This is a genomic window from Streptomyces sp. NBC_00386, from assembly GCF_036063235.1.
Classification (GTDB): domain Bacteria; phylum Actinomycetota; class Actinomycetes; order Streptomycetales; family Streptomycetaceae; genus Streptomyces.
In genome coordinates, this window is record NZ_CP107950.1 from 2904895 (window position 1) to 2927048 (window position 22154).

Sequence of the window (22154 nt, forward strand, 5' to 3'; positions counted from 1 at the left end):
GGAATGAGGCACCCACGATGCCCGCAAGCGACAACTTCCACTCCCTGATGCGGATCGGCCCCGTGCAGATCGGCACCCACCGCGACCGCAACGGCCGCACCACGCATGCCGCCGTCTGCACCGCCGACCGCTGCGGCTGGTCCGCCGACTACTCCAGCCAGACCGCCGCCCAGCTCGCCGCCCGCACCCACCGCTGCACCGTCCGCTGAGGAGAAACCCGTGCAGGTCCCGCTCTGGCTCGCCCTGACCGCCGTCGGCTACCTCGGCGTCAAGCTCATCCGCCCGCCCTGGTGGCTCATCGCCGTGCTCCTCCTCGGCGGCTACCTCCTCGCCGACAGCGTTCTCGCCCCCGCCATCGACGCCGCCGTCAAGTAGCGCACCGCGAAGGAGAACTGCCCATGCTCCGTCCCAAGTTCCCGACCATGCCCCAGCCCACTGGCCTGATCACCCCGCCCGCCGTCGTCCAGCCGACCACCGTCACCCCGAGCGCCCCGGCCCCGCAGTCGGTCCCCGTCGCCCCCGCGCCGTCCCGTCCGGTCGTCCAGCTCACCCCCGGCACTGCGCTCGCCCTCGTGGGCGGTGGAACGGCCGTGGTCCTGGTCGTCGGCGCCGTCCTGGTCTCGCTGCTCCTGGCGGTCGCCATCACGGGCGCCTCGGTCGCCGTCTGCGCGGTCGTCCTGCGCTCCCTGCTCGCCTCCGACGCCAAGCGCCGCTGACCGGCCCCCGGGCGGCCTCGATACCGCCAAGCATCCGCCGCCCGGGAGCCGTCCCCGCCGATCGATCTCGCAACCGGAAGGAACCCCCAGCATGGCCCACCGGGCCTCTCCCCCGACACAGAAGGCGCCCACGTCCGCCCCGACGCTCGACCCGCTCACCCTCGGAGACATCCTCCGGGTGGCCTCGGCCTCCGACTACACCCGTTGGGAGGACCAGATCCGCCGCACCGGCGGCTGCTCCGACCCGATCCACCTGACCGGCTGGACCCTCGCCAAGGACAAGACCACCGGCGAGACCCTGCACCACTACTCCACCGAGAACGAACCCGGCGGACGCCTGCGTCTCGCTTGCGGCAACCGCCGGGCCTCCCGTTGCCCTTCGTGCGCCTGGACGTACGCGGGCGACACCTACAACCTGATCCGTGCCGGCCTCGCCGGAGACGACCGCCGCGACATCCCGGCCACCATCCGCGACCACCCCCGCGTCTTCGCCACACTCACCGCGCCCTCGTTCGGCGCGGTCCACAACCGCCCCGACCAAGGCGGCATCTGCCGCTGCGGCACCGCCCACTCCCCCGATGCCGCCGAACTGGGCACCGCCCTCGACCCCGACACCTACGACTACGCGGGCGCCGTCCTCTTCAACAACCACGCCGGGCAGCTCTGGCAGCGCTTCACCACCCGCCTGCGCCGCGAACTCGCCGCCCGCGCCGGGCTGCCTCGCCGCGAACTCGCCGAGCACCTGCGCGTCTCGTACGGCAAGGTCGCCGAATTCCAGAAGCGCGGCGCCCTCCACTTCCACGCCGTCGTACGCCTCGACGGCCCCGACGGACCCGGCACACCCCCACCCGCGTGGGCCACGGTCGACCTCCTCACGGACGCGCTGCGCGCTGCCGCCGCGCACTCGTACACATCCGTCTCGGTCCCGGCCGCGGGTGACCAACCGGCCCGGACCTTCCGATGGGGAAGACAGCTCGACGTCCGCCCGGTCAAGGCCTTCGGGGACGGCTCCGACATCACGGAACAGGCCGTCGCCTCGTACGTGGCCAAGTACGCCACCAAGGCCGCCGAGAACACCGGAACCCTGGACCGCCGCATCGGTGAACTCGCCGAACTCGACCGCCACGGCGTGCCCGACCACACTCGGCGACTCATCACCGCGTGCCGCAACCTGGACGACCTCTACCCGGACCGGCGCCTCTGGGTCTGGGCGCACATGCTCGGCTTCCGCGGGCACTTCTCGTCCAAGTCGCGCGCGTACTCCACCACCCTCGGCGCCATCCGCCAGGAACGCGCCGACTACCGCGCCGCCCAGGAGGCATCCGTCCTCGGCCTCGACGACCGCGAGCCGGACACCGTCCTCGTCCTGACCGACTGGCAGTACGCCGGCCACGGCCACACCCCGGGCGAAGCCGCCCTCGCCGCAACGATCGCCCGTGACCTCCAGGCCAACCGCGAGACCGCCCGCGAAGCCCTGCGAGACCTGGACGTGGAAGGGGCTGTGGCATGACCGTTCGCACGCTTCCCGAGCGGTACCTGACTCCGGCCGATGTCGCTGAGCTCTTGGGTGTTCCGGTCGAGACGCTGTACCAGTGGCGGCGCAAGCGCTCGGGTCCTCCGGCCTTCCGGGTCGGGAGGCATCTTCGGTACGACCCTGTGCTGCTCCGCCAGTGGATCGACCGTCTGACAGAAGCGGCCGCCTGATGCCGGGGCATGTGCAGGATCGCTGGTACAAGACGGAACCGGGTCCGGACGGCAAGCCGGTCAAGGTCAAATCGGACCGCTACGGCAGCGGCCTCCGCTACCGGGCCCGCTACGTCGGGCCCGACGGCACCGAGAAGAGCCAGTCCTTTCCCGACCGGCAGAAGCGTCGGGCGGAGGAGTGGCTGGCCGAGACGGCCGCCGACATGTCTCGGGGCCAGTACATCGACCCCAAGGCAGCACAGACGACCTTCCAGCAGTACGCGGAACGCTGGATCACCGGGCAGACAACCGACCTGAACACACGCATCGGAGCGGAGACCCGCCTTCGGCTCCATGCCTTCCCTCGTATCGGGTCGCGCCCCCTTGGGTCTTTCCGGCCACTCCACATCCGCGAGTTCGTGCGGGACCTGGAGAACGGCCCGATGAGCGGCACCTACGCCCGCAACATCTACGCCAACGTGCGCGCAGTGCTGTCGGCCGCCGTGGATGACGGTCACCTCGCCCGGAATCCGTGTTCGGCAGCGTCTGTCCGGCCGCCTGCCGCCTCCGCCGCCCGGGTCGTCCCCTGGTTGCCGTCACAGGTTCGGGCAGTCCGCGATGCCCTGCCGGAGCGCTACCGAGCCATGGTCGACGTGGGCAGCGGCTGCGGTCTCCGCCAGGGCGAGATCATCGGTCTGGCCGAGGACTCCGCACAGCTCGACAGTGACACGCTTCGGGTCACGGCTCAGGTCAAGCTGATCAGGGGCGTCGCCGTCTTCGCTCCGCCCAAGGGCAACAAGGAGCGGGACGTACCGCTGCCGTCCTCGGTGGCCTACGCCTTGCGGCGGCACATCGCGAGTCACCCGCCCATGGCGATCAAGCTGCCGTGGATCCGGCCGGACGGCCCCCTCACAGAGCGGCGGCTGATCTTCACCAACACGGCCGACGGAATCGTCTGGCGGAGCAACTTCAACGCCCTGGAGTGGAAGCGCGCCCTTGCGAGGGCCGGCCTCATCCCGACGCCCGACCCCGGGAAGCCGTACGCCTCCGCCCGACAGCACGGGATGCACGCCCTTCGCCACTTCTACGCTTCGGTCCTCCTGGACGCGGGCGAAAGCATCAAGGCGGTGAGTGAATACCTCGGGCACTCCGACCCGGCGATGACGCTGCGGGTGTACGCCCACCTGATGCCCAGCAGCCGCGAGCGAGCCCGCCGGGCCCTGGACGAGGTCTTCGGCACGGCCCGGGAACCCTGACGGCCCAGGGACGGCCCAGCGGGTACAAGGCAGCCCCCTATTCGCGGCAACATCGCTGGTAGGGGGCTTCTTTGAGCCCGGATCACATAAGTTCTCCGGGCTTCGGCATAACCCTTCCAGTGTCGCAGATCAATACCACCGGCCCAGGCCACAGCGGGGTGGGGGCGGTCACCCACGGGTGCCACCCGTCAGTGTTGGTCGGCCTCGGACGGCCCAGAGACGGCCCAGGACTCAGTCAGTCCCCGACCGGCCGTGTCCAGGCAGCGTCGCCACCGCCCGTCAGCCCAGCCGCAAGGGAGCGAGCGGGAGCTGTTCCCTGTAGGGCCAGGTGAAGGTGCGGTCGGGTTCGAGGTGGGCTTCCCCCCAGTGGATGGCGTGGATGCCGTTTTCGACGTCGGCAGTGAAGAACACGCAGACCAACCTGGTGGAAGCTCCCAGCTCCTCGAATGCTTCGTGCAGCCCTAGGTACTCCTCGGTCGCCAAGTCCTCATCGACATCGAACAGGGTTTCTGGAGGCTGCGGCCCGTGGGCCCGTAACAGCCGGTGCCGAGTCGGCGACGCGTTGGCAGGCAGCCGGGCTCGGTCCAGGGGCCTCGGCCTGTCCGCGTACCGGAAGGGGAAGAGTGCGTGATCGTTGATCACCGCATACTCATACCCGCGCACATCTCGAACGGCTTCCCCGAGCTCGCGCGCCGTCTCCGCCAGGTTCTCGCGCACCAGGCCCGCAAGGGCGACACCGTACGGACTCCGCTTCTTCAGTCCCGCAGCGAGGTGCGCGGCATGAGCCTTCTCATGCGCCTCAGCCAGCCGCACCGGAACCGCGACGGCCAGCGCGCCGGCACACCGCCCAAACCTCTCGACGGCCCAGCCCGACGGCCCTGCCGAATAGCCACCCAACACCGACATTGCAGTGCCCCTCCCCCAGGTCCCCGCCTCTGAACTGTGTGACACGCACACGAAGGGCACACAAGGGGGCGATCCAGCCAGGACGCGGCCGTACGCGCTCATGCCTCAGAATAGCCACAACTGATCAACGGCGGCCGTGACCTGCGGCCGCCTAACCGATCACCGCTCTGACCTGCTGCTGAGCTGTCGGCAGTTGTCGACGTTGGTCACCATCGAGCGCCCTTCCACGGCCCCGGGACGGCCCGGGAGGGCGCTCGTGCGCTGAGGAAGACATCGGCCTTGTAAGTTCGCTCGTGGTGCGGCGTGCCCTGCAGGAAGGGAGCCCGCTGGCCGCTCGCCGATCCGGCTGTGGCCGCTTCGGTGCACCAGCGTTCGCCGCCGTTGATGTCAGCTGGTGATGTCAGCCACCGCCGATCAAGCACGACTTCGGAGGCCGTTGCGACTTCCGGCGTGGCGCTGATCAGAGACGAACGATGCTCCTTCGCTCAGGTGCCAATCCACGAATATGCGGCAGCTTGGCCGGCCCGTGCGTTATCGCCTGAGCCGTCCCGGGCAGCCGCGGAGCCATTGGCGACGTCAAATGGAGACGTCAGTGGTAACTGACGCGCCGTTCCCGAGAAGGAGCTCGAGCAGGGCAGCGTCGTGGGGGCGTAGCCAGTAGGACTCGGTGCCGAGATCCACAGCTACGGTGTACCCCATTCGGGCCTGTGTGCCATTCTGCTGCTGGCGCTCCCGACGTGCGGCCACCGGGCCCTGAAGGTTGATCGGCTGGTCAGTACTGCCCTTCCCGCGCTTGCGCCAGGCCAGACAGACCTCGCCGTCCGAGGACTGGTGCAGGAGCACGTGGCCGAGGGCCTGACTGCCGTCGCGCAGGCCAAGCGAGAGCATGCCGAGGCGCACTCCTTGCCGAAGCCTCGCGGCGTCGGCCTCGACCGTGCGGGAGGCTCCCAGCCCGAGGCGAGCGGTCAGTTTTGCGGCCCAGCCGCGGTACAGGGCGCAGGTCGCTTGCGCCCCCTTCGGAGCCATGAGGAAGGAAACCGGAAGTAGCGCCCAAATCAACGGCTGAAGAACAAAAAAGAAGATCACGAAGCCCAGCAGACCGAGTGGCGCCCCTCCCAACGTCAGGCCGCCGAAAAACAGACCGAAGCCGACAGCAAACAGGATCAAGAGGTGTATCTGAGTACGGACGTTCACGGTTCCCACCAGTGTGCTTACTGTTCCAATTAGGCGAACCGGCAGGCTACCTGATGATCAGAGCTCGTTGATCATGGAGAACGTAGTGGTTCTCAGGCCAGCCTCGGGCGGGAGTGCGGACACACGTGGGCGTCGGCGCGATCTTTGATCGATGGCACGCCCGGACTGGGGTCGAGCATGGCCAGGGAGCCGTACGCCAGCCGCGAATGCGGCTGACTCCTGCCTGCCCGTAACAAGCCCGATCGGCTCCCTCGTCTTGCTCGACGTCGGGTTCCAGGCAACACGTTCTCCGGGTGCGGTGGGGCAGCGACGATCAGTCGGCCTGACGGCTCGAACTACCGAGCCTGTGGCACGGGTGTGGCACGGCCGTGATCACGACAAGGGCCAGCTCCAGAGGATCAAGCCTCTGAACTGGCCCTTAGCCGTGTGCCCCGGCAGGATTCGAACCTGCGACACCCGCTTTGGGAGCGAGGTTGGGCGGCTGCTGTGATGAGCTGCGGACGTGCACTGGGGCAAGTGCACGATCGTGCTCCGTTGTTGTCGCCGAGTCCCCGTGAGCCCCCGCCCGTTGGCGCGAGAGCGGCACGGGCTTGAGGTGGTGGTGAGGCAGCAGACCCTTGTCACACCCCGGGTCGCGGCCTTTCAACTGCTGGGCAGCCACCCTGGGTCCAGCCCTGGCGTACTCGACCTGTCCATGGCTGATGTACTCGGGCGGAACTGAGTGTCTGCGCCCTGGTCGGTGATCGAGTGAACGGAAACGCTGGGGCCATGAGTCAAGAACCACGGAAACCTGTTCCCCAGCTGGTGTCGGTCCTCCTGCTGGCCTGCGTGTCGCTAGCGGTGTGGGCTGCCTGGCTGGGCTGGGACCAGCATCGTGACGTGCAACCCGACGGCACGACGACCGGTCCGTACGAGGTGTGGCAGGTGATCGGGCTGGTGCTGATTCTGCTGGCACCGGTGTACTGGGCGGCATCCCGGCGCTACCTCGCAGGCGCTGTGCTCGGCACCACGGCCGGCCTCACCGTCGCCGCCTACTACGACTGGTCGGACGACTCCAGCGGCCTCTTCATCGTCGGCGTGGTGCTGGTCATGCTGGGAAGCCTCGCCGTGACCACCGTCGTATCAGCGATCGCCTCCGCGACACGACAGGGCGGGCGGCTCCCGGGACATTGACGTCTCGGGCCATCCGCGGGCCAGGAACCGGGCATGCCGCCGGCTTCGAACGGCAAACCCGCCCCACCGATTCAGCCACCGTCGAGGCAGCGGGCCGGTCCGGGTCAGCTCGGGTACAGGGCGGTGAGCCGGGGCAGCAGGACGGTCATACGCTCACGGTCGTGGAAGCCGAGGTCCGGACCGACTGCTGGGTGGTCGAGGGGGAAGGCGTCCTCGGGCGGTTCGGCGCCGGTCGCCCTCTCGTAGGCGTCCCGGGCGATGCCAAGAATCTCCTCACCGTCGGGTTCGATCCCCTCGGGCGCCGACGCAGAGATCTCCGGGAGCTCGGCCAGCCGGTCGGCGTGCGCCACGACGCCTTCGAAGACCTCCCGGCCCTGGGCGATCAGCCATCCGCGGAAGTACTCGAAACCCTCGTCGAAGCAGGGGCTGCCGCCGCTGATGACCCAGGCCGCGGCCCGGAGGGGAGCTCTGTCGGACGCGGCCATCAGCTCTTGCAGGACCCGCTCGGCGCCGAGGATGTCCCGGGGGGGCGTACCCGGCCAGCAGCACGGTCGCCTGCTCGGCGATGTCCTCGGCGTCGGCCAGGTCGACGGCCACGCCGCGGGCCCGCTCGATCAGGTTCCAGAACTCTTCCGCGTCCATGAGGCAGAGCATGGCACCCGAGCTGGACTCGACGGCGGGCGTCCAGCCGGATCGCCTGCGGTGGAGTGTCCCCGGCCGGCTCGGGCTACGCGCCCGGAGGGCGGAAGGCGACCTCTCTGCGGGCGGCCTCGTCGACGTCGCCGAGGGTGAGAAGCGGTGTGGCCCGGGTGTGGAGGGCACCGCTGGCCTTGACGCTGAGGCTGACGGCGGCCATGGAGACCGCGTCGGGGAAGTCGAGGATGCACACGAAGTCGTCCTCTCCGAAGGAGAAGTACATGGCCTCGACGGTCCCGCCGAGGCCGGCGACGACGTGCTCGACAGCGGCGCGGCGGCCGCTCGCGCCTTCCTTGAGCAAGCCCTTCGCCCCCTCGGGGGTGTAGCGGGCCTGGATGAGGAACTTCGGCATAGGGGGTGCTCCCTGCCACTGAGGTGTCGGTACGTGGATGCTCTTCCCGCCGGCGCCTCGGCCGCCCATCGGAGAACGCCGGGATTCACTCGTAAGACACCGGCCGTCGGACGATTCCGGTGGGCCGCTCGCCGCATGAACCCACCACATGAACCCACGGCATGAACGATCTGCGCGGCCGAGGAGGAACAAGCGGAGGAGGGGAGGAGGAAGGCGGCATCGTCACCATTCCGCCGCCGTCCCCGCCCTCGCCCGAACCCGGCCCCGTCCCCGCCCGAACCGGCCCGGTCCTCCCCGTAGTCCAGGTCCCGGCCGCCGGCCCCCTCGCGTCGCCCGGTTACGCGAACTGGCCGGGCCGGTAGTCGCCGGCGGGCTGCTGGATCATGACGTTCGCGCGGTTGAAGGCGTTGATGAGCGCGATGCAGCACACCAGCGCGGCGAGCTGCTCCTCGTCGTAGTACTTGGCGGCGTTCGCCCAGCACTCGTCCGTGACCCCGCCCGCCGCGTCGGCGATGCGCGTGCCCTGCTCCGTCAGCTCCAGGGCGGCGCGCTCGGCGTCGGTGAACACCGTCGCCTCCCTCCAGGCCGCGACCAGGTTGAGGCGCACGGAGGTCTCGCCCGCGGCCTCCGCGTCCTTGCTGTGCATGTCGGTGCAGAACCCGCAGCCGTTGATCTGGCTGGCACGAAGCTTCACCAGCTCCTGCGTCGCGAGCGGCAGCGTCGACTCCGCGAGCGGCCTGCCCGCGGCGACGATGTGCTTCATGAACTTGGCCGCCACCGGGCTGGCGAAGAGGTTCAGACGAGCTTCCATGGTGTGCTCCCTGTGTCGCTTCTCGTGGTTACACCTGGTTGACGGAACGACCCGGCACGATGTGACCGACCTGAATGTGACCTGCGTCTCTCTGTGATCGGGCGGCACGCGAGGAGTGCTGTGCAGCGTCCCAGCAAGACCCTAGAGTCGAACATGTGTCTGAAAAAGCGTCCCACCTGCAGCATCCGCGCGGCACCCACGCCCGGCTGCTCCGGCAACTGCGCCGCACCGACGGCACCATCACCGAGCTGGAGCGCCAAGAGGTCGCGGCCACGCGTGCGGCCGCACGTCGCCTCCGCGGCCACGCGGCTGGAAGCTCGCGATGCGACGGACGGGCGGCGACGGTACCGGCGCGACCCCCGACGCCGTCCACACCGGCGACTGCGGCACGGCCGGGAAGAACACGAGGCCGCCCGCCCGCGAGCAGGATCTCCGGGCGATCACCGAAGACGGCGTCACGACCTGCCCGCCGCCTGGGAGTACCTGGACGATCCGCACTGGGTGGAGTGGCAGGACGATCGGCCCCGCACATACGACACCACCCCTCCGGGTCACGGCGATCACGGTGAGGTGATCGGATGACCCGAAGGGGTGGTGTCGTGGATGTGCGCGCGTCACGGATACGTACGCCGTAAACGCGTGCGAAGAAACGATCAGCCGGAGCCGACGAAAAGCACGAGCAGCAGCCAGACGACAGGAGCCGTCGGAAGCAGGGAGTCCAGCCGGTCCATGATGCCGCCGTGGCCCGGCAGCAGGGTGCCCATGTCCTTGATGCCGAGGTCCCGCTTGATCATGGACTCGCCGAGGTCACCGAGCGTGGCGCTGGCCGCGACCGCGAGGCCGAGGATCAGACCCTGCCACCAGGTGCCGTCGTCGATCAGGTACTGCATGCACAGCGCACCCGCCGCCATCGCGAAGGTGACCGCTCCGAACAGACCCTCGCGGGTCTTTCCGGGGCTGATCCGCGGAGCCAGCTTGTGCTTGCCGAAGCGCCAGCCGATGGCGTACGCCCCCGTGTCGCTGACGACCGTCAGGAGCAGGAAGGTCAGAACGCGGCGCGGACCGTCGTCGGCGGTGAGCATCATGGCCACGAAGGTCGCCAGGAACGGCACGTAGAAGGCCGCGAAGACCCCCGCGGTGACGTCCTTGAGGTAGCCCTCGGGCGGTTCCGTCATCCGCCAGACCAGCACGGCCAGCGCGGTGAGCGCCATGGCCACCCAGGCACCCTCGGCTCCGCGCACGTATCCGGCTACGACCATGGCGGCCCCGCCGAGTGCGAGCGGCACGAGGGGCGCCTTGATGCCCTTGCGCTCCTCCAGCCGTGAGGTGAGCTCCCAGAGCCCCACCACCACGGCCACCGCTATCACACCGACGAAGACGGCCTTGACGACGAACAGCGACGCGACGATCACGGCGCCGAGCCCGACGCCCACTCCTATGGCCGCGCCCAGGTCGCGTCCCGCACTCTTCTTCTGCGGTGCGGGGGCGGGCTCGGGTGCGGTGCTGGGCATGGGCTCCTGCGGGCTTTGCGGATTGTGCGACGGATCCCCGTAGGGCGCCGTCGGCGGTGAGTCGTTGCGGACCGGGGGGCCGCTCAGCCGAGCGGCCCCCCGGTCGTCATCCTGGTCCCCGCCATGAGCGGGTACGTCGGGCGCGGTGGGCATGGGCCGAGTGTGCTGCGCGTCATGCGCATCGTACGTGGGACCCGCCGGAGCCGCCCCCTGGAGTGGCCCCTGCTCGGACGGCCCCCAGTACTCGGCTTGTGACGGCGCCCCCCAGGAAGAGTCGTTCATCAGACCTCGAGCAGCTCCGCTTCCTTGTGCTTCAGGAGCTCGTCCACCTGGGCGACGTACTTCGCCGTGGTGTCGTCGAGTTCCTTCTCCGCACGGCGGACCTCGTCCTCGCCGGACTCCTTGTCCTTGACGAGCTTGTCGAGAGCGTCCTTGGCCTTGCGGCGCACGGCGCGGATCGAGACCTTGGCGTCCTCGCCCTTGGTCCGCGCGACCTTGATGTAGTCCTTGCGGCGCTCTTCCGTCAGCTCGGGGAACGTCACCCGGATGATGTTGCCGTCGTTGCTGGGGTTGACGCCCAGGTCGGAGTCGCGGATCGCCTGCTCGATGTTGCGCAGCGCGCTCTTGTCGAACGGGGTCACCACGGCCATGCGCGGCTCCGGAACGGAGAACGAGGCCAGCTGGTTGATCGGCGTCAGCGCGCCGTAGTAGTCGGCCACGATCTTGTTGAACATCGCCGGGTGCGCACGACCGGTGCGGATCGCGGCGAAGTCCTCCTTGGCGACCACGACGGCCTTCTCCATCTTCTCCTCGGCCTCGAGGAGGGTCTCTTCGATCACCACTTGCTCCTGCGTGTCTTGAGTAGGCCCGGCAGCTTTTCCTCGTCGGAGTCCGGCGGCCGGCTGCGTCGCGTCTTGTTCCTGCACGGTTCCGGACCGGCAGGACATTGTCCATCCCCCGGTCGGGGTCCGTCCCGGACCGGAAGGCGTACCCGGTCCAGCGCGTTCCCCGTCAGGCTCGGCCGCTCTGGTCGCCCACGAGTGTGCCGATCTTCTCACCCTTGACGGCCCGCGCGATATTGCCCTCCGCCAGGAGTTCGAAGACCAGGATCGGCAGCTTGTTGTCCCGGCACAGCGTGATGGCGGTCATGTCGGCGACCTTGAGGTCCCGGGTGATGACCTCGCCGTAGCTGAGCGCGTCGAACTTGACCGCCTCGGGGTTGGTCTTCGGGTCGGAGTCGTAGACCCCGTCCACGCCGTTCTTGCCCATGAGGAGCGCCTCGGCGTCGATCTCCAGGGCGCGCTGGGCGGCAGTGGTGTCGGTGGAGAAGTACGGCATGCCCATACCGGCGCCGAAGATGACCACACGGCCCTTCTCCAGGTGCCGCACACCGCGCAGCGGGATGTACGGCTCCGCGACCTGGCCCATGGTGATGGCGGTCTGGACGCGGCTGTCGATGCCTTCCTTCTCCAGGAAGTCCTGGAGGGCGAGGCAGTTCATGACCGTGCCGAGCATGCCCATGTAGTCGGAGCGCGCCCGGTCCATGCCGCGCTGCTGGAGTTCGGCCCCGCGGAAGAAGTTGCCGCCGCCGATGACGACGGCGATCTGGGCACCGCCGCGCACGACGGCCGCGATCTCGCGGGCGATCTTGTGCACCACGTCGGGGTCGACGCCCAGTCCTCCGCCACCGGCGAACGCCTCGCCGGAAAGCTTCAGCAGGAAGCGGCCCGCGCCTTTGCCGTCGTCGCTCTTCTCGCCGTTGCCGGCCTGGGTGGTGGTCATGGAGATCTCCTCATGGTGCACATACGAAGAAGGCCATTGCCGGTGGGGTGTTGTTCGCAACCCATGCTCGGCAATGGCCTCCTCGTCAGATCTGCTGTCGTCCGGCACACACGTGTGAGTGCCGACGTACGCGGACGACTGCTGTCGACCCTATCGGGGTCGCGCGTCGATCGCTGTACGGACTCAGATGCCGACCTTGATGCGCGAGAAGCGCTTCAGGGTGACACCGGCCTCGTCCAGAACCTTCTGGACGGACTTCTTGTTGTCGAGCGCGTACGGCTGACCGAGGAGCGTGGCCTCCTTGAAGAAGCCGTTGACGCGACCCTCGACGATCTTCGGGAGGGCGGCCTCGGGCTTGCCCTCGGCGCGGGTGGTCTCCTCGGCGACGCGACGCTCGGTCTCGACGACCTCGGCCGGAACGTCCTCCTTGGAGAGGTACTTCGGCGCGAAGGCGGCGATGTGCTGCGCGATGCCCTTGGCGAGGTCGGCGTCGGCCTTGTCCAGCTCGACCAGAACACCGATCTGCGGGGGCAGGTCAGGCATGGTGCGGTGCATGTACGAGGCCACGAACGCGCCGGAGAACTGGGCGAAGCGGTCCAGGACGATCTTCTCGCCCAGGTTGGCGTTGGCCTCGTCGACGAACGCCTGAACCGTCTTGCCCGGCTCGATCTCGGAGCCGAGGAGCGCCTCGATGTCGGCCGGCGACGTCTTGACGACGTGCTGGGCGATCTCGTTGGCGACAGCCTGGAACTTCTCACCCTTGGCGACGAAGTCCGTCTCGCACTTCAGCTCGACCAGGACACCGGAGGTGTTGTCGTCAGCGATGATGGAGACCACGGCGCCGTTCTCGGCGGAGCGGCCCTCGCGCTTGGCGACGCCCTTCTGGCCCTTGATCCGCAGCGCCTCGACGGCCTTGTCGACGTTGCCGTCGGCCTCGTCCAGCGCCTTCTTGCAGTCCATCATGCCGGCGCCGGTGAGCTCACGAAGCTTCTTGACGTCGGCGGCGGTGTAGTTCGCCATGATTCCTGGAGTCTCTCTCGAAGTCTGAAGATCTACGGGACGAACGGCGGGGGCTTTGTGGGCCCCCGCCGTTCACAAACCCGAAAGGGTGAGGGGTCAGGCCTGCTCGGCGTCCGCGGCGGGGGCCTCGGCGGCGGGCGCCTCGGCAGCAACCTCGGCCTCGGCGGCGGGGGCCTCGACGGCCTCAGCCTCGGCGGGAGCCTCGGCCTGCTCGGCGTCGGCGACCTTCTCCGTCTCGGCGGAGGTCTGGACCTCGGCGTCGTCGGCCTTCTTCTCGCCCTCGAGCAGGTCGCGCTCCCACGCGGCGAGCGGCTCGCCCGCGGCCTTGTCGCCCGCGGCCTTGCCGGCGCCGGAACGGGAGATGAGGCCCTCGGCGACGGCGTCGGCGATCACGCGGGTGAGCAGGGTGACGGAGCGGATCGCGTCGTCGTTGCCCGGGATCTTGTAGTCGACCTCGTCCGGGTCACAGTTGGTGTCGAGGATGGCGACGACCGGGATGTTGAGCTTCCGGGCCTCGCCGACCGCGATGTGCTCCTTCTTGGTGTCCACGATCCAGACGGCGCTGGGCACCTTCTGCATCTCGCGGATACCACCGAGGGTCTTCTCCAGCTTGGCCTTCTCGCGCGAGAGCACGAGAAGCTCCTTCTTGGTGAGACCCGAGGCCGCGACGTCCTCGAAGTCGATCTGCTCGAGCTCCTTGAGGCGCTGCAGACGCTTGTAGACGGTGGAGAAGTTGGTGAGCATGCCGCCCAGCCAGCGCTGGTTGACGTAGGGCATGCCGACGCGGGTGGCCTGCTCCGCGATGGCCTCCTGCGCCTGCTTCTTCGTGCCGACGAACATGACCGTGCCGCCGTGGGCGACGGTCTCCTTGACGAACTCGTAGGCGCGGTCGATGTACGACAGCGACTGGAGCAGGTCGATGATGTAGATGCCGTTGCGCTCGGTGAAGATGAAGCGCTTCATCTTCGGGTTCCAGCGACGGGTCTGGTGACCGAAGTGGACGCCGCTTTCCAGCAGCTCCCGCATCGTGACGACGGCCATGGCCGTTCTCCTAGGTGTTCTCGGTTGTACCGCACATGCCGGACGGCACACGCGCCTGACGCCCGCGATGCGCCTTGCCACAAAGGACCGAGAGGCGCTGACACCGATCTGTGACGACCAGGTGCCGGGGCGTGCGAAGTCGACTCGGTGACCCGAATCGCCATCAGAAGTGTACGGGACCCGAGAGGGGGCAGGTGACGCCGCTGTCCACAACCGGCCGGTACTCCACAGATCCCGGCCATGATCCGCTCGGTGCGGGACGGTTCCCGCATGCGAGTGAACCGATGTGTGCGTGCGTGGCTCCTGCTGTGCCTGGCGGTGACCGTCCTGGGTGCGTCGGCGCCGGCTCAGGGGACCGGCCCCGGGCCGAGGGCCCCGGTCTCCCCGCCGACGGCCGACCCCTCGGTGCCGACGCTCGCCCGCGCCTGGCCGGTGGGCGTCCGGCCGTTCGTCGTACGGGGCTGGGAACCGCCGGAGACGGCCTACTCGCGGGGGCATCGCGGGGTCGACCTGGCGGCCGGCCCCGGCGCCGAGGTACGGGCCGTCGCGTCCGGCCGGGTGTCCTTCGCGGGCCGGGTCGCGGGCCGCGGGGCCGTCTCGGTGGAGCTGCCGGGCACGGGGGCACCGCCGCTGCGAACGACGTACGGACCGGTGCGGGCCTCGGTGCGCGAGGGCGACGAGGTCCTCGCAGGCCAGGTACTCGGCACCCTGGAAACACCGGACACGCACTGCGGGCCGACACCCTGTCTGCACTGGGGCCTGCTCAGAGGCACGGCCTATCTGAACCCGCTGTCGCTGCTTCCCCCGTGGCTCCTGGGCACGGGCCCGTCCCGTCTGCTGCCGCTCGACGCCCCCGTCACCCGTCCCTGACCGGCCGGACACGAGGCAGGGGGCGGGGTGGCAGGGAGACGGGGAGGCGGTCCAGCGGACGAGTTCACCCCGGGCCCGCGACGACGAGCCTCAGCCCCGGGCCGGGACGGCGGGGGCCAGCCCCGGTCCCATGACAGCGGGGCAGTCCCGGTCCCGGGGGACGGCGGGGTTTGGCCCCGGCCCCGGGGAACGGTGAGGTTTAGCCCTGGCCCCAAGGGGACGGCAGGGTTCAGCCCTGGCCCCATGACAGCGGAGGCAGCCCCGGTCCCAGGGGGGCGGCGGGGTTCAGCCCCGGACGCCCCGGAGGGCCATCGTCACGGCCGCCTCCGTGATCGCGGAGGGGTCCTCGGCGGCGCCCAGCTCGATACGGCGCACCGCGGCGTCCACCACGCCCTGGAGGAGCATCGCGGCCAGCCGCGGCTCGGCGTGTCCCATCTCCGTGAGCGCCTCACCGATCATCGTGACCAGCCCGCCGTGCGCGGCCCTGATCTTCTCCCGGGCACCCGCGTCGAGTTCGCTGGCGGAGATGGCGACCACGGCCCGGTGCCGCCGGTCCCCGACCAGGGCCAGCTGCCGGCGCACATAGGCCTCGACCGTGGCCTCGGGGCCGTCCGCCGCGGCCATCGCGGCGGAGACCTCGGCCGCCCAGACGGGGAAGTCGACCTCGCACAGTTCCTCGACGACGGCCGCTCTGGACCGGAAGTACTCGTACACGGAGGAACGCGCGAGCCCCGTGCGCTCGGCGAGCGCGGGGAAGGTCAGTGCCTCCGTCCCGCCCTCGGACAACAGGGAGCGCGCCGCGTCCAGCAGGGCGGCTCGCTGCATCGACCGGTGCTCGGCCACGGAGGCCGCTCGAATCCTTGGCACGTCAACCACTGTACGGACGCGGTGCCGCCGACGGGAACCACTCCGCCGAGCCCGCCCCGATGGCGTCCGCCACGACGGGTCCGCCGACAGGACGGCAGGGCGGCACCGCCCGGCATCACGGCACGGCCCGGCTCAGCGTCCGAAACTGGCCAGCTTGGCTCGCAGCTGAAGCACCGACTTGGTGTGGATCTGGCTCACCCGGCTCTCGGTCACCCCGAGCACATTGCCGATCTCCGCGAGCGTGAGCCCTTCGTAGTAGTACAGCGTGACCACGGTCTTCTCCCGGTCCGGCAACGTGTTGATCGCCCGCGCCAGCAGCCTCCGCAGCTCCCGGTCCTCGGCCACCTCGACCGGGTTGTCGGCGGCGGTGTCCTCCAGGGTGTCCATCAGGCTCAGCCGGTCGCCGCCCTCGCCGCCGGCATGCAGCAGCTCCTCCAGAGCGACCACGTTGGCCAGCGACAACTGGCTGAACACCGCGTGGAGTTCCTCCACACCGATGCCCATCTCGGCGGCGACCTCGCCCTCGGAAGGGGTGCGCCGCAGCCGCGCCTCCAGCGTCGCGTAGGCGCGCTCCACATTGCGCGCCTTCTGACGCACCGACCGCGGGATCCAGTCCAGCGCCCGCAGTTCGTCGATCATCGCCCCGCGGATGCGGGTGATCGCGTACGTCTCGAACTTGATCTCCCGTTCGATGTCGAACTTCTCGATCGCGTCGATCAGCCCGAACACCCCCGACGAGACGAAGTCGGCCTGCTCGACATTGGCCGGCAGACCCACGCTGACCCGGCCCGCGACGTACTTCACCAGCGGTGAGTAGTGCAGGATCAGCTGTTCCCGCAGCCGCTCGTCACCGGTCGACTTGTACGACCGCCACAGCTCGTCGAGTGTCGAGGGCGCGGGCGGGCGCACGCTGCCGCCGTCGCGGGCGGCTGGCGGGATCGCCGTCCGGTCGGACCCGGAGGTGTGCTGGGGCATTCGTCGCCTTGTGCCGTTCTGCCGTGAACTGGGATGACCTGGGTGTCCTGTCGGCGCCGTGCCGAGATCGCGTGCCTGCTTCGGATTCTTGTGAGCGTAGCGTGACTGGGCTGTCGCAGTGCGCGAAGGGCAGGCTGTCACCCGCACGCGAAACCTTTCCCCGGGACGTTCCCCGGAGTCACGGCGGTCGCCCTGCGTGACCGTCAGGGGTCGCCAACTGCGAGGATTCCCAGGCGTGTCGGCATTCCCCCGGACGGCCGAACACGCTCGGTCAGCATCCCTCCCGATCACCTCCGCCGGAGGCCGTCACCTGGCGTGTCAACTTCCAGCCGTCGCCGTGTCGTTCGACGAATCCAAGTGCTCGGAGTTCGTACAGTCTCCCGACCGCGTCGTCCGTACTGGTCGCCGCCCGCCGGGCGATCTCCTCGGTCCCGGCCGGATCCCGCGCCGGCAGAGCGGCCAGAACACGCACCGCGTCCGGGGGCAGCAGGTCGCGCGGCAGTACGGGACCACGCCGGTCCGGAGCCAGCTCCCCCATGTCGCCCACCAGTTCGGCGACTTCCGCGGCGTCGGACACCAGGACGGCCTCCCCGCGCAGCATTTCGTGCACCCCGGCCGACAGCGCGCTGGTGACGGGTCCCGGCACGCCCATCGTGAACCGGCCCAGCCGCTGTGCGGCGCGGGCGGTGACGAGCGCTCCGCTGCGGTACGCCGCCTCGACGACCACGGTGCCCCGGGTGAGCGCCGCGATGACCCGGTTGCGAAGGATGAATCTGCTCTGCGTCGGGTGCTCGCCCGGCGGCAGCTCCCCCACGACGAGACCCTGTTCCGCGATTCTGGTGATCAGCTGGGTGTGTCCGCGCGGATAGGGCCGGTCGACGCCGCAGGCGAGCACCGCGACCGTGGCCCCGCCGGCCCCGAGGGCGCCGCGGTGCGCGGCGCCGTCGATGCCGTAGGCGCCGCCGGACACCACCACCCAACCCCGCTCCGCGAGACCGGCGCCGAGGGTGGCGGCCATGTGCGCGCCGTACTCCGTACAGGCACGGGCGCCGACGACGGCCACCGATCTCAGGGCCCACAACCGCAGACCGGCCGGCCCGCGCACCCACAGTCCGACGGGCCGGGCGTCCCCCAGGTCGTCGAGCTGCGCGGGCCATTCGGGTTCACCGGGACAGACGAACCTCACCCCGGCGTCCCGGGCGAGGGCGAGGTCACGCTCCGGGGCGGCCCGCGCGGCCCTGGCCCGCAGCCCGGCCCACCTTGTGTCGGTCATCCCCCGCGGCTGTCCCAGGTTCCCGTACAGCCACCGGACCGCTTCCGGGGCCCCGACCTCCCGGATCCAGCGCCCGCAGACCTCGTCACCCGGTTCGACGACCCGGGACAGCGTGACGCGGGCCTCGCGTTCGACGGCTGTCATGCCGGCGAGCCGATCGCCATCGGCACACCGCGGGGGATGCCGGTGCGCAGCTGGAGGGCCAGGGCGACGTCCCCGGCGTCGGGCCGGTCGTGTCCGGACAGGTCCGCGACCGTCCAGGCGACCCGGAGCACCCGGTCCAGGCCACGGGCCGTCAGCAGCCCGCGCTCCAGGCCCCGCTCGGCCTCGTCCATCGCTCCCGCCCGCGCCTGCCAGCGTCCGCGCAGCTCGCGTCCCGGCACCTCGCTGTTGGTGTGCCAGGGAGTCCCCTTCAGGCGCTCGGCGGCTCGTTCACGGCCGGCGAGGACCCGGTCCGCGACCGTCTTCGTCGACTCGCCCCGCGCCCCTCGCGCGGTGAGTTCGGCCCGGGTGACCGGTTCGACGTCCACGCGCAGATCGACCCGGTCGAGCAGCGGCCCGGAGAGCCTCGCCTGATAGCGGCGGATGACGGAGGGCGGACACTCGCAGAAGTCGTTCGCCGTGCTGAAGCGGCCGCAGGGGCAGGGGTTGGCGGCCAGCACCATCAGGAACTTCGCGGGGAACCTCACGACACCGGCGCTGCGCGCGATCACCACGTGTCCCGCTTCCAGCGGCTGCCGCAGGGCGTCCAGTGCGAAGCCGCTGAACTCCGGCGCCTCGTCCAGGAAGAGCACGCCACGATGCGACAGGGACACCGCTCCGGGCCGTGCGAGCCCCTTGCCGCCGCCGACGAGCGACTGCATGGTCGCGGAATGATGGGGTGCGCAGTACGGCGCGACGTCCACCATCGGTTTGCCGGGCGGCAGCAGGCCCGCGACGGAGTGGATCGCCGTCACCTCCAGGGATTCCTGCCGGGTGAGGCGCGGCATGATCAGCGGCATCCGCTCGGCCAGCATCGTCTTGCCCGCGCCGGGCGGCCCCTGGAGGAAGACATGGTGGCCGCCGGCCGCCGCCACCTCCATCGCGGTGCGCGCCGAGAGCTGGCCGACGACGTCGCCGAGGTCGTGGCCCTGGTCGTGTTCCGGCACGGCGATGCCGCACAGGCCGGTGGCCTCGCCCGTGCCGGGCAGGCGCAGGCCGGCCGACAGCGGGTCCGGGCGGCCCCGCTCGTCCGGCTCCTCCTCGGGCACCGGTTCGTCCGCCAGTACCGCGATCAGCTGGCGCAGGCTGCGGACCCCGAGCACCGAGACTCCCGGCACGAGTGAGGCCTCGGCCACCGCGCACTCCGGCACCACCACCTGTACGTACCCGGCCTCCGCCGCGGCGAGGACGGCCGGCAGGATGCCGCGGACCGGCCGCACCCGGCCGTCGAGCCCCAGTTCCCCGATCATCACGATGTCGGCGAGCACGCGGGGGTCGATCCGCTCGGAGGCGCCCAGCACCGCCGAGGCCACGGCGAGGTCGAAGCCGGAACCGCCCTTGGGCACCGAGGCCGGGCTCAGCCCCACCGTCAGCTTCTTCTGCGGCCAGGACGCGCCGGAGTTGACCACCGCCGCCCTGACCCGGTCCCGGCTCTCGGTCAGACTCTTGTCGGGGAGCCCGACCAGTGTGAAGGCGGCGATGCCCGGCTCCAGGTCGGCCTGGACCTCGACGACGACGCCCTCCACGCCCACCAGGGCGACCGAACACGTACGCGCGAATCCCATCAGGCCACCCCCCGCGCGTGCTCGACCACGGGCGCGCCGCGTTCGGGGATCAGGACGCCGACCAGGTCGATGCGGACACCGCCCGGCGGGGCTCCACCGTGTTCCTGGAGCCAGCGTTCGGCCAGGCCGCGCAATCGGCGCGCCTTGGCCGGTGTGACGGCCTCCATCGGATGCTGGAACGCGCCCGCCCCGCGGGTCTTGACCTCGCAGACGACCAGCGCGTCGCCGTCCCGGGCCACGATGTCGATCTCGCCGGTCCTGCCGCAGCGCCAGTTGCGTGCCAGGACCGTCATTCCGGCCCCGGTCAGCCGCCGTGCGGCCAGTTCCTCGCCGTAGGCTCCCAGTGCGTTACGTGCCTCGGGTGTCTTCATGTCGGCACCACCTCCGGCACCGACACTGAGGCCTCGTCACCCAGCTGTTGGATCTTGGTGGACGAGCGGGCGACTGTGGAGAACCCCGTCACCCGTACGAGTCACCACCGTGATCGTCGCTCACCCTTGGCGGGCGGGCCCGGGTCCGGCCGGCCCGACCTCGGCCGCCGGACCTCAGCCACCCGCGTCTCCGTCACCCGGATCTCAGCCGCCCGGCAGCTCCAGATCGCTCTTGTTCAGCTCCTCGATGTTCACGTCCTTGAAAGTAAGGACGCGCACCTGTTTCACGAAGCGGGCGGGCCGATACATGTCCCACACCCAGGCATCCGCCATGGACACCTCGAAAAACACCTCACCCTGGACCGAGTGCACCTGCATCTCGTAGTCGTTGGTGAGATAGAAGCGCCGCTCGGTCTCGATCACATATTTGAACAGACCGACGACATCGCGATACTCCCGATAGAGCTTCAGCTCCATCTCGGTCTCGTACTTCTCGAGGTCCTCGGCGCTCATGGCATGTTCCCCTTCAGCCGTGCGTTCCCCTATTGTGCGCCAGTCCCGAGAGCCCCTAGACGATTTCCGTGTCGAGGACCTCGGGCGTGGCCGGGGGCCCCTCGTCGAGCACCCTGCGCAGCAGCTCGGCGAGCTTGGTCGGATACACCGTCTCATGTGCCTCGGTCAGTTCCCGGCACGTCCACCAACGCGATCCGGCGACGCTGCGCCGCTCCAGCTCCGTCAGGCCCGTGGCCGCCGTGGCGGTCTGGGCCGTACGGGCCAGGAAGTACCACTCGTCCTGGTCCCAGCGCCTGCCCGCGAACGGGAACGAGCAGGTCCGCCGCCACAGGACGGGGCCCAGTTCGACCTCGGTGATCCCGGTCTCCTCCACGAGTTCGCGCAGGGCCGCCTGCTCCCGGGTCTCGTCGCCCTCCACGCCGCCGCCGGGCGTGAACCACCAGTCGTCGGAGGGATCGTCCGGCTCGTGGCCGTGCAGCAGCAGGACGCGGTCCCGCGGGTCGAGCAGCACGACCCGGGCGACCTTGCGCAGCCCGTCCCGGCCGTGCCCCTCGTCCGAGCCCGCCGCCTCAGCGGGCACCGGCGGACTCCGTGCGCGCGCGGGAACGGCCGGCCAGCTTGGCGACCGGCCCGTACGCCGCGCCGCCCAGTACGAGGACGGCGCCCGCGATCACCAGGGCGATCATCGTGGGGAGCGGTCCGGGCCGGGACAGAGCACCGAGTTCCTTGAAGCCGTCGGGGCGGGCGAGCATGCCGTTCATCGGCCAGGCGACGGCTTCGACCCGGGCCTTCACGGCGCCGCGCGCCACGGTGCCGCTGGCCGCGTCCGTGAGGTGCGCGGTGGAGTCCAGGGAGCCGCGCCGCTCGTCGCCCAGCAGGAACAGCCGTCCCTCGGGGACCTTCACGGTCGGGAAGCCCGTGAGCTCGGCGAGGCTTCCCTCGGGCAGATACGGTTCGTCGATCTTCTTGCCGTTGACGGTCAGCTTGCCGTCGGTGCAGCAGCCGACGGTGTCGCCGCCGACGGCGACCACGCGCTTGACCACGGACGAGCCCGTGACCCAGGTCTTGTCCTCGAAGACGACGACGTCACCGCGGCGGACCTCGCTGCCGTCGACGCGCTGCGCCAGCACCCGGTCGCCGATCTTGATCGTCGGTGCCATCGAACTCGTGGGAACGGTGTACGGCCGGTAGACCAACGCCGCCCAGGCGAATCCGCCGAGGAACAGCACCAGACCGAGCGCGACAGCCAGCCCGGACAACCGCTGTCCGGTCTTGCTGCCCACCGGGGCCTTGCCGGTGCCGCCGCTGCGCGGGGCCGTACGTGTTGCGCTCTCGCCACCCATGGGCCCGCACCTTACCCGGGGGTACGGTCCGGGGT

At 70.2% G+C, this 22154-nt stretch carries 27 protein-coding genes and 1 tRNA gene; 9 read left to right on the plus strand and 19 right to left on the minus strand.

The window, feature by feature from the left end; genetic code table 11:
- Window positions 1-17: 17 nt before the first annotated feature.
- The 6 genes from OG780_RS12500 to OG780_RS12525 all read left to right on the plus strand — a co-directional run bounded on the left by OG780_RS12500 (window position 18) and on the right by OG780_RS12525 (window position 3655).
- A complete protein-coding gene (locus tag OG780_RS12500; RefSeq protein WP_328447602.1) occupies window positions 18-209 on the plus strand; it encodes a mobile element transfer protein in 192 nt (63 codons plus the stop codon).
- A 10-nt stretch (window positions 210-219) separates the two neighbouring features.
- Window positions 220-375 carry a hypothetical protein gene (locus OG780_RS12505; protein WP_328447604.1) on the plus strand — a complete coding sequence of 52 codons (156 nt, stop codon included), beginning with the start codon at window positions 220-222 and terminating at the stop codon, window positions 373-375.
- A gap of 23 nt (window positions 376-398) precedes the next feature.
- Entirely contained in the window at window positions 399-716 is a 318-nt protein-coding gene (locus OG780_RS12510; protein ID WP_328447606.1) for a SpdD-like protein, read from the plus strand.
- A 91-nt stretch (window positions 717-807) separates the two neighbouring features.
- Entirely contained in the window at window positions 808-2226 is a 1419-nt protein-coding gene (gene repSA / locus OG780_RS12515; RefSeq protein WP_328447608.1) for a replication initiator protein RepSA, read from the plus strand.
- The gene (locus OG780_RS12520) at window positions 2223-2420 is read left to right on the plus strand and encodes a helix-turn-helix domain-containing protein (RefSeq protein WP_328447609.1); all 198 of its coding nucleotides are present in this window, start codon (window positions 2223-2225) and stop codon (window positions 2418-2420) included. The genes repSA and OG780_RS12520 overlap by 4 nt, the downstream gene beginning before the upstream one ends.
- On the plus strand, window positions 2420-3655 hold the full coding sequence (locus tag OG780_RS12525; protein ID WP_328447610.1) for a tyrosine-type recombinase/integrase: 1236 nt from the start codon (window positions 2420-2422) through the stop codon (window positions 3653-3655). The genes OG780_RS12520 and OG780_RS12525 overlap by 1 nt, the downstream gene beginning before the upstream one ends.
- 279 nt (window positions 3656-3934) lie before the next feature.
- Here OG780_RS12525 and OG780_RS12530 read toward each other — a convergent pair whose 3' ends face one another.
- The 3 genes from OG780_RS12530 to OG780_RS12540 form a co-directional block, all read right to left on the minus strand.
- Window positions 3935-4561, minus strand: coding sequence for a hypothetical protein (locus OG780_RS12530; protein ID WP_328447612.1), 627 nt, complete (start codon window positions 4559-4561; stop codon window positions 3935-3937).
- A 576-nt stretch (window positions 4562-5137) separates the two neighbouring features.
- A complete protein-coding gene (locus OG780_RS12535; protein WP_328447614.1) occupies window positions 5138-5755 on the minus strand; it encodes a hypothetical protein in 618 nt (205 codons plus the stop codon).
- A 427-nt stretch (window positions 5756-6182) separates the two neighbouring features.
- Window positions 6183-6269: transfer RNA gene (locus OG780_RS12540), tRNA-Ser, on the minus strand.
- Between the two features lie 254 nt (window positions 6270-6523).
- Here OG780_RS12540 and OG780_RS12545 point away from each other — a divergent pair.
- A complete protein-coding gene (locus OG780_RS12545; protein ID WP_328447616.1) occupies window positions 6524-6928 on the plus strand; it encodes a hypothetical protein in 405 nt (134 codons plus the stop codon).
- Between the two features lie 104 nt (window positions 6929-7032).
- Here OG780_RS12545 and OG780_RS12550 read toward each other — a convergent pair whose 3' ends face one another.
- The 3 genes from OG780_RS12550 to OG780_RS12560 form a co-directional block, all read right to left on the minus strand.
- Complete coding sequence (locus OG780_RS12550; protein WP_328447618.1) at window positions 7033-7413, minus strand: DUF4240 domain-containing protein; 381 nt, start codon at window positions 7411-7413, stop codon at window positions 7033-7035.
- A gap of 242 nt (window positions 7414-7655) precedes the next feature.
- Window positions 7656-7976, minus strand: coding sequence for a GYD domain-containing protein (locus tag OG780_RS12555; protein ID WP_328447620.1), 321 nt, complete (start codon window positions 7974-7976; stop codon window positions 7656-7658).
- Window positions 7977-8313: 337 nt separating this feature from the next.
- Window positions 8314-8787 (minus strand): carboxymuconolactone decarboxylase family protein, encoded by a 474-nt coding sequence (locus tag OG780_RS12560; protein ID WP_328447622.1) that lies wholly within the window; start codon window positions 8785-8787, stop codon window positions 8314-8316.
- Between the two features lie 322 nt (window positions 8788-9109).
- On the opposite strand from OG780_RS12560, the gene OG780_RS44640 reads away from it, so the two are divergent.
- Window positions 9110-9361 carry a DUF6233 domain-containing protein gene (locus OG780_RS44640; RefSeq protein ID WP_443062152.1) on the plus strand — a complete coding sequence of 84 codons (252 nt, stop codon included), beginning with the start codon at window positions 9110-9112 and terminating at the stop codon, window positions 9359-9361.
- 79 nt (window positions 9362-9440) lie between these two features.
- On the opposite strand, the gene OG780_RS12565 is transcribed toward OG780_RS44640, so the two are convergent.
- The 5 genes from OG780_RS12565 to rpsB form a co-directional block, all read right to left on the minus strand.
- Window positions 9441-10580, minus strand: a complete 1140-nt coding sequence (locus OG780_RS12565) for a phosphatidate cytidylyltransferase (RefSeq protein WP_328447624.1) — start codon at window positions 10578-10580, stop codon at window positions 9441-9443.
- Window positions 10580-11137: a ribosome recycling factor gene (frr, locus tag OG780_RS12570; RefSeq protein ID WP_037625129.1), complete on the minus strand. Its 558-nt coding sequence runs from the start codon at window positions 11135-11137 to the stop codon at window positions 10580-10582. Before frr ends, OG780_RS12565 begins: the two co-directional genes overlap by 1 nt.
- Before the next feature lie 172 nt (window positions 11138-11309).
- Complete coding sequence (gene pyrH, locus OG780_RS12575) at window positions 11310-12080, minus strand: UMP kinase (RefSeq protein ID WP_037625128.1); 771 nt, start codon at window positions 12078-12080, stop codon at window positions 11310-11312.
- A gap of 183 nt (window positions 12081-12263) precedes the next feature.
- Window positions 12264-13100 (minus strand): translation elongation factor Ts, encoded by an 837-nt coding sequence (gene tsf / locus OG780_RS12580; RefSeq protein ID WP_326785270.1) that lies wholly within the window; start codon window positions 13098-13100, stop codon window positions 12264-12266.
- A 96-nt stretch (window positions 13101-13196) separates the two neighbouring features.
- A complete protein-coding gene (rpsB, locus tag OG780_RS12585; protein ID WP_328447629.1) occupies window positions 13197-14141 on the minus strand; it encodes a 30S ribosomal protein S2 in 945 nt (314 codons plus the stop codon).
- A gap of 270 nt (window positions 14142-14411) precedes the next feature.
- On the opposite strand from rpsB, the gene OG780_RS12590 reads away from it, so the two are divergent.
- Window positions 14412-15011 carry a murein hydrolase activator EnvC family protein gene (locus tag OG780_RS12590; RefSeq protein ID WP_328447631.1) on the plus strand — a complete coding sequence of 200 codons (600 nt, stop codon included), beginning with the start codon at window positions 14412-14414 and terminating at the stop codon, window positions 15009-15011.
- A 285-nt stretch (window positions 15012-15296) separates the two neighbouring features.
- On the opposite strand, the gene OG780_RS12595 is transcribed toward OG780_RS12590, so the two are convergent.
- From OG780_RS12595 to lepB, 8 genes are all read right to left on the minus strand, one after another.
- The gene (locus OG780_RS12595) at window positions 15297-15854 is read right to left on the minus strand and encodes a TetR/AcrR family transcriptional regulator (RefSeq protein ID WP_328458084.1); all 558 of its coding nucleotides are present in this window, start codon (window positions 15852-15854) and stop codon (window positions 15297-15299) included.
- Between the two features lie 156 nt (window positions 15855-16010).
- Entirely contained in the window at window positions 16011-16853 is an 843-nt protein-coding gene (gene whiG, locus OG780_RS12600) for an RNA polymerase sigma factor WhiG (protein WP_326785273.1), read from the minus strand.
- A 271-nt stretch (window positions 16854-17124) separates the two neighbouring features.
- The gene (gene dprA, locus OG780_RS12605; RefSeq protein WP_328447635.1) at window positions 17125-18270 is read right to left on the minus strand and encodes a DNA-processing protein DprA; all 1146 of its coding nucleotides are present in this window, start codon (window positions 18268-18270) and stop codon (window positions 17125-17127) included.
- Window positions 18267-19892, minus strand: coding sequence for a YifB family Mg chelatase-like AAA ATPase (locus tag OG780_RS12610; protein ID WP_328447637.1), 1626 nt, complete (start codon window positions 19890-19892; stop codon window positions 18267-18269). The genes dprA and OG780_RS12610 overlap by 4 nt, the downstream gene beginning before the upstream one ends.
- Window positions 19892-20263 (minus strand): YraN family protein, encoded by a 372-nt coding sequence (locus OG780_RS12615; protein ID WP_328447639.1) that lies wholly within the window; start codon window positions 20261-20263, stop codon window positions 19892-19894. Before OG780_RS12615 ends, OG780_RS12610 begins: the two co-directional genes overlap by 1 nt.
- A gap of 204 nt (window positions 20264-20467) precedes the next feature.
- On the minus strand, window positions 20468-20776 hold the full coding sequence (locus OG780_RS12620) for a DUF2469 domain-containing protein (protein ID WP_003965949.1): 309 nt from the start codon (window positions 20774-20776) through the stop codon (window positions 20468-20470).
- Window positions 20777-20831: 55 nt separating this feature from the next.
- Window positions 20832-21356, minus strand: a complete 525-nt coding sequence (locus OG780_RS12625; protein ID WP_328447641.1) for an NUDIX hydrolase — start codon at window positions 21354-21356, stop codon at window positions 20832-20834.
- Window positions 21346-22119: a signal peptidase I gene (gene lepB, locus OG780_RS12630; RefSeq protein ID WP_328447643.1), complete on the minus strand. Its 774-nt coding sequence runs from the start codon at window positions 22117-22119 to the stop codon at window positions 21346-21348. The genes OG780_RS12625 and lepB overlap by 11 nt, the downstream gene beginning before the upstream one ends.
- Between the last annotated feature and the right edge of the window lie 35 nt (window positions 22120-22154).

What these genes read in the sequence shown, in the direction of transcription:
- OG780_RS12500 (WP_328447602.1), top strand. Translation starts at nt 18, where the DNA reads ATGCCCGCAAGCGACAACTTCCACTCCCTGATGCGGATCGGCCCCGTG.
- OG780_RS12510 (WP_328447606.1), top strand. Translation starts at nt 399, where the DNA reads ATGCTCCGTCCCAAGTTCCCGACCATGCCCCAGCCCACTGGCCTGATC.
- repSA (WP_328447608.1), top strand. Translation starts at nt 808, where the DNA reads ATGGCCCACCGGGCCTCTCCCCCGACACAGAAGGCGCCCACGTCCGCC.
- OG780_RS12520 (WP_328447609.1), top strand. Translation starts at nt 2,223, where the DNA reads ATGACCGTTCGCACGCTTCCCGAGCGGTACCTGACTCCGGCCGATGTC.
- OG780_RS12525 (WP_328447610.1), top strand. Translation starts at nt 2,420, where the DNA reads ATGCCGGGGCATGTGCAGGATCGCTGGTACAAGACGGAACCGGGTCCG.
- OG780_RS12530 (WP_328447612.1), bottom strand. Translation starts at nt 4,561, where the DNA reads ATGTCGGTGTTGGGTGGCTATTCGGCAGGGCCGTCGGGCTGGGCCGTC.
- OG780_RS12545 (WP_328447616.1), top strand. Translation starts at nt 6,524, where the DNA reads ATGAGTCAAGAACCACGGAAACCTGTTCCCCAGCTGGTGTCGGTCCTC.
- OG780_RS12550 (WP_328447618.1), bottom strand. Translation starts at nt 7,413, where the DNA reads ATGGCCGCGTCCGACAGAGCTCCCCTCCGGGCCGCGGCCTGGGTCATC.
- OG780_RS12555 (WP_328447620.1), bottom strand. Translation starts at nt 7,976, where the DNA reads ATGCCGAAGTTCCTCATCCAGGCCCGCTACACCCCCGAGGGGGCGAAG.
- OG780_RS12560 (WP_328447622.1), bottom strand. Translation starts at nt 8,787, where the DNA reads ATGGAAGCTCGTCTGAACCTCTTCGCCAGCCCGGTGGCGGCCAAGTTC.
- OG780_RS44640 (WP_443062152.1), top strand. Translation starts at nt 9,110, where the DNA reads ATGCGACGGACGGGCGGCGACGGTACCGGCGCGACCCCCGACGCCGTC.
- OG780_RS12565 (WP_328447624.1), bottom strand. Translation starts at nt 10,580, where the DNA reads ATGAACGACTCTTCCTGGGGGGCGCCGTCACAAGCCGAGTACTGGGGG.
- pyrH (WP_037625128.1), bottom strand. Translation starts at nt 12,080, where the DNA reads ATGACCACCACCCAGGCCGGCAACGGCGAGAAGAGCGACGACGGCAAA.
- tsf (WP_326785270.1), bottom strand. Translation starts at nt 13,100, where the DNA reads ATGGCGAACTACACCGCCGCCGACGTCAAGAAGCTTCGTGAGCTCACC.
- rpsB (WP_328447629.1), bottom strand. Translation starts at nt 14,141, where the DNA reads ATGGCCGTCGTCACGATGCGGGAGCTGCTGGAAAGCGGCGTCCACTTC.
- OG780_RS12590 (WP_328447631.1), top strand. Translation starts at nt 14,412, where the DNA reads ATGCGAGTGAACCGATGTGTGCGTGCGTGGCTCCTGCTGTGCCTGGCG.
- whiG (WP_326785273.1), bottom strand. Translation starts at nt 16,853, where the DNA reads ATGCCCCAGCACACCTCCGGGTCCGACCGGACGGCGATCCCGCCAGCC.
- dprA (WP_328447635.1), bottom strand. Translation starts at nt 18,270, where the DNA reads ATGACAGCCGTCGAACGCGAGGCCCGCGTCACGCTGTCCCGGGTCGTC.
- OG780_RS12610 (WP_328447637.1), bottom strand. Translation starts at nt 19,892, where the DNA reads ATGGGATTCGCGCGTACGTGTTCGGTCGCCCTGGTGGGCGTGGAGGGC.
- OG780_RS12615 (WP_328447639.1), bottom strand. Translation starts at nt 20,263, where the DNA reads ATGAAGACACCCGAGGCACGTAACGCACTGGGAGCCTACGGCGAGGAA.
- OG780_RS12620 (WP_003965949.1), bottom strand. Translation starts at nt 20,776, where the DNA reads ATGAGCGCCGAGGACCTCGAGAAGTACGAGACCGAGATGGAGCTGAAG.
- lepB (WP_328447643.1), bottom strand. Translation starts at nt 22,119, where the DNA reads ATGGGTGGCGAGAGCGCAACACGTACGGCCCCGCGCAGCGGCGGCACC.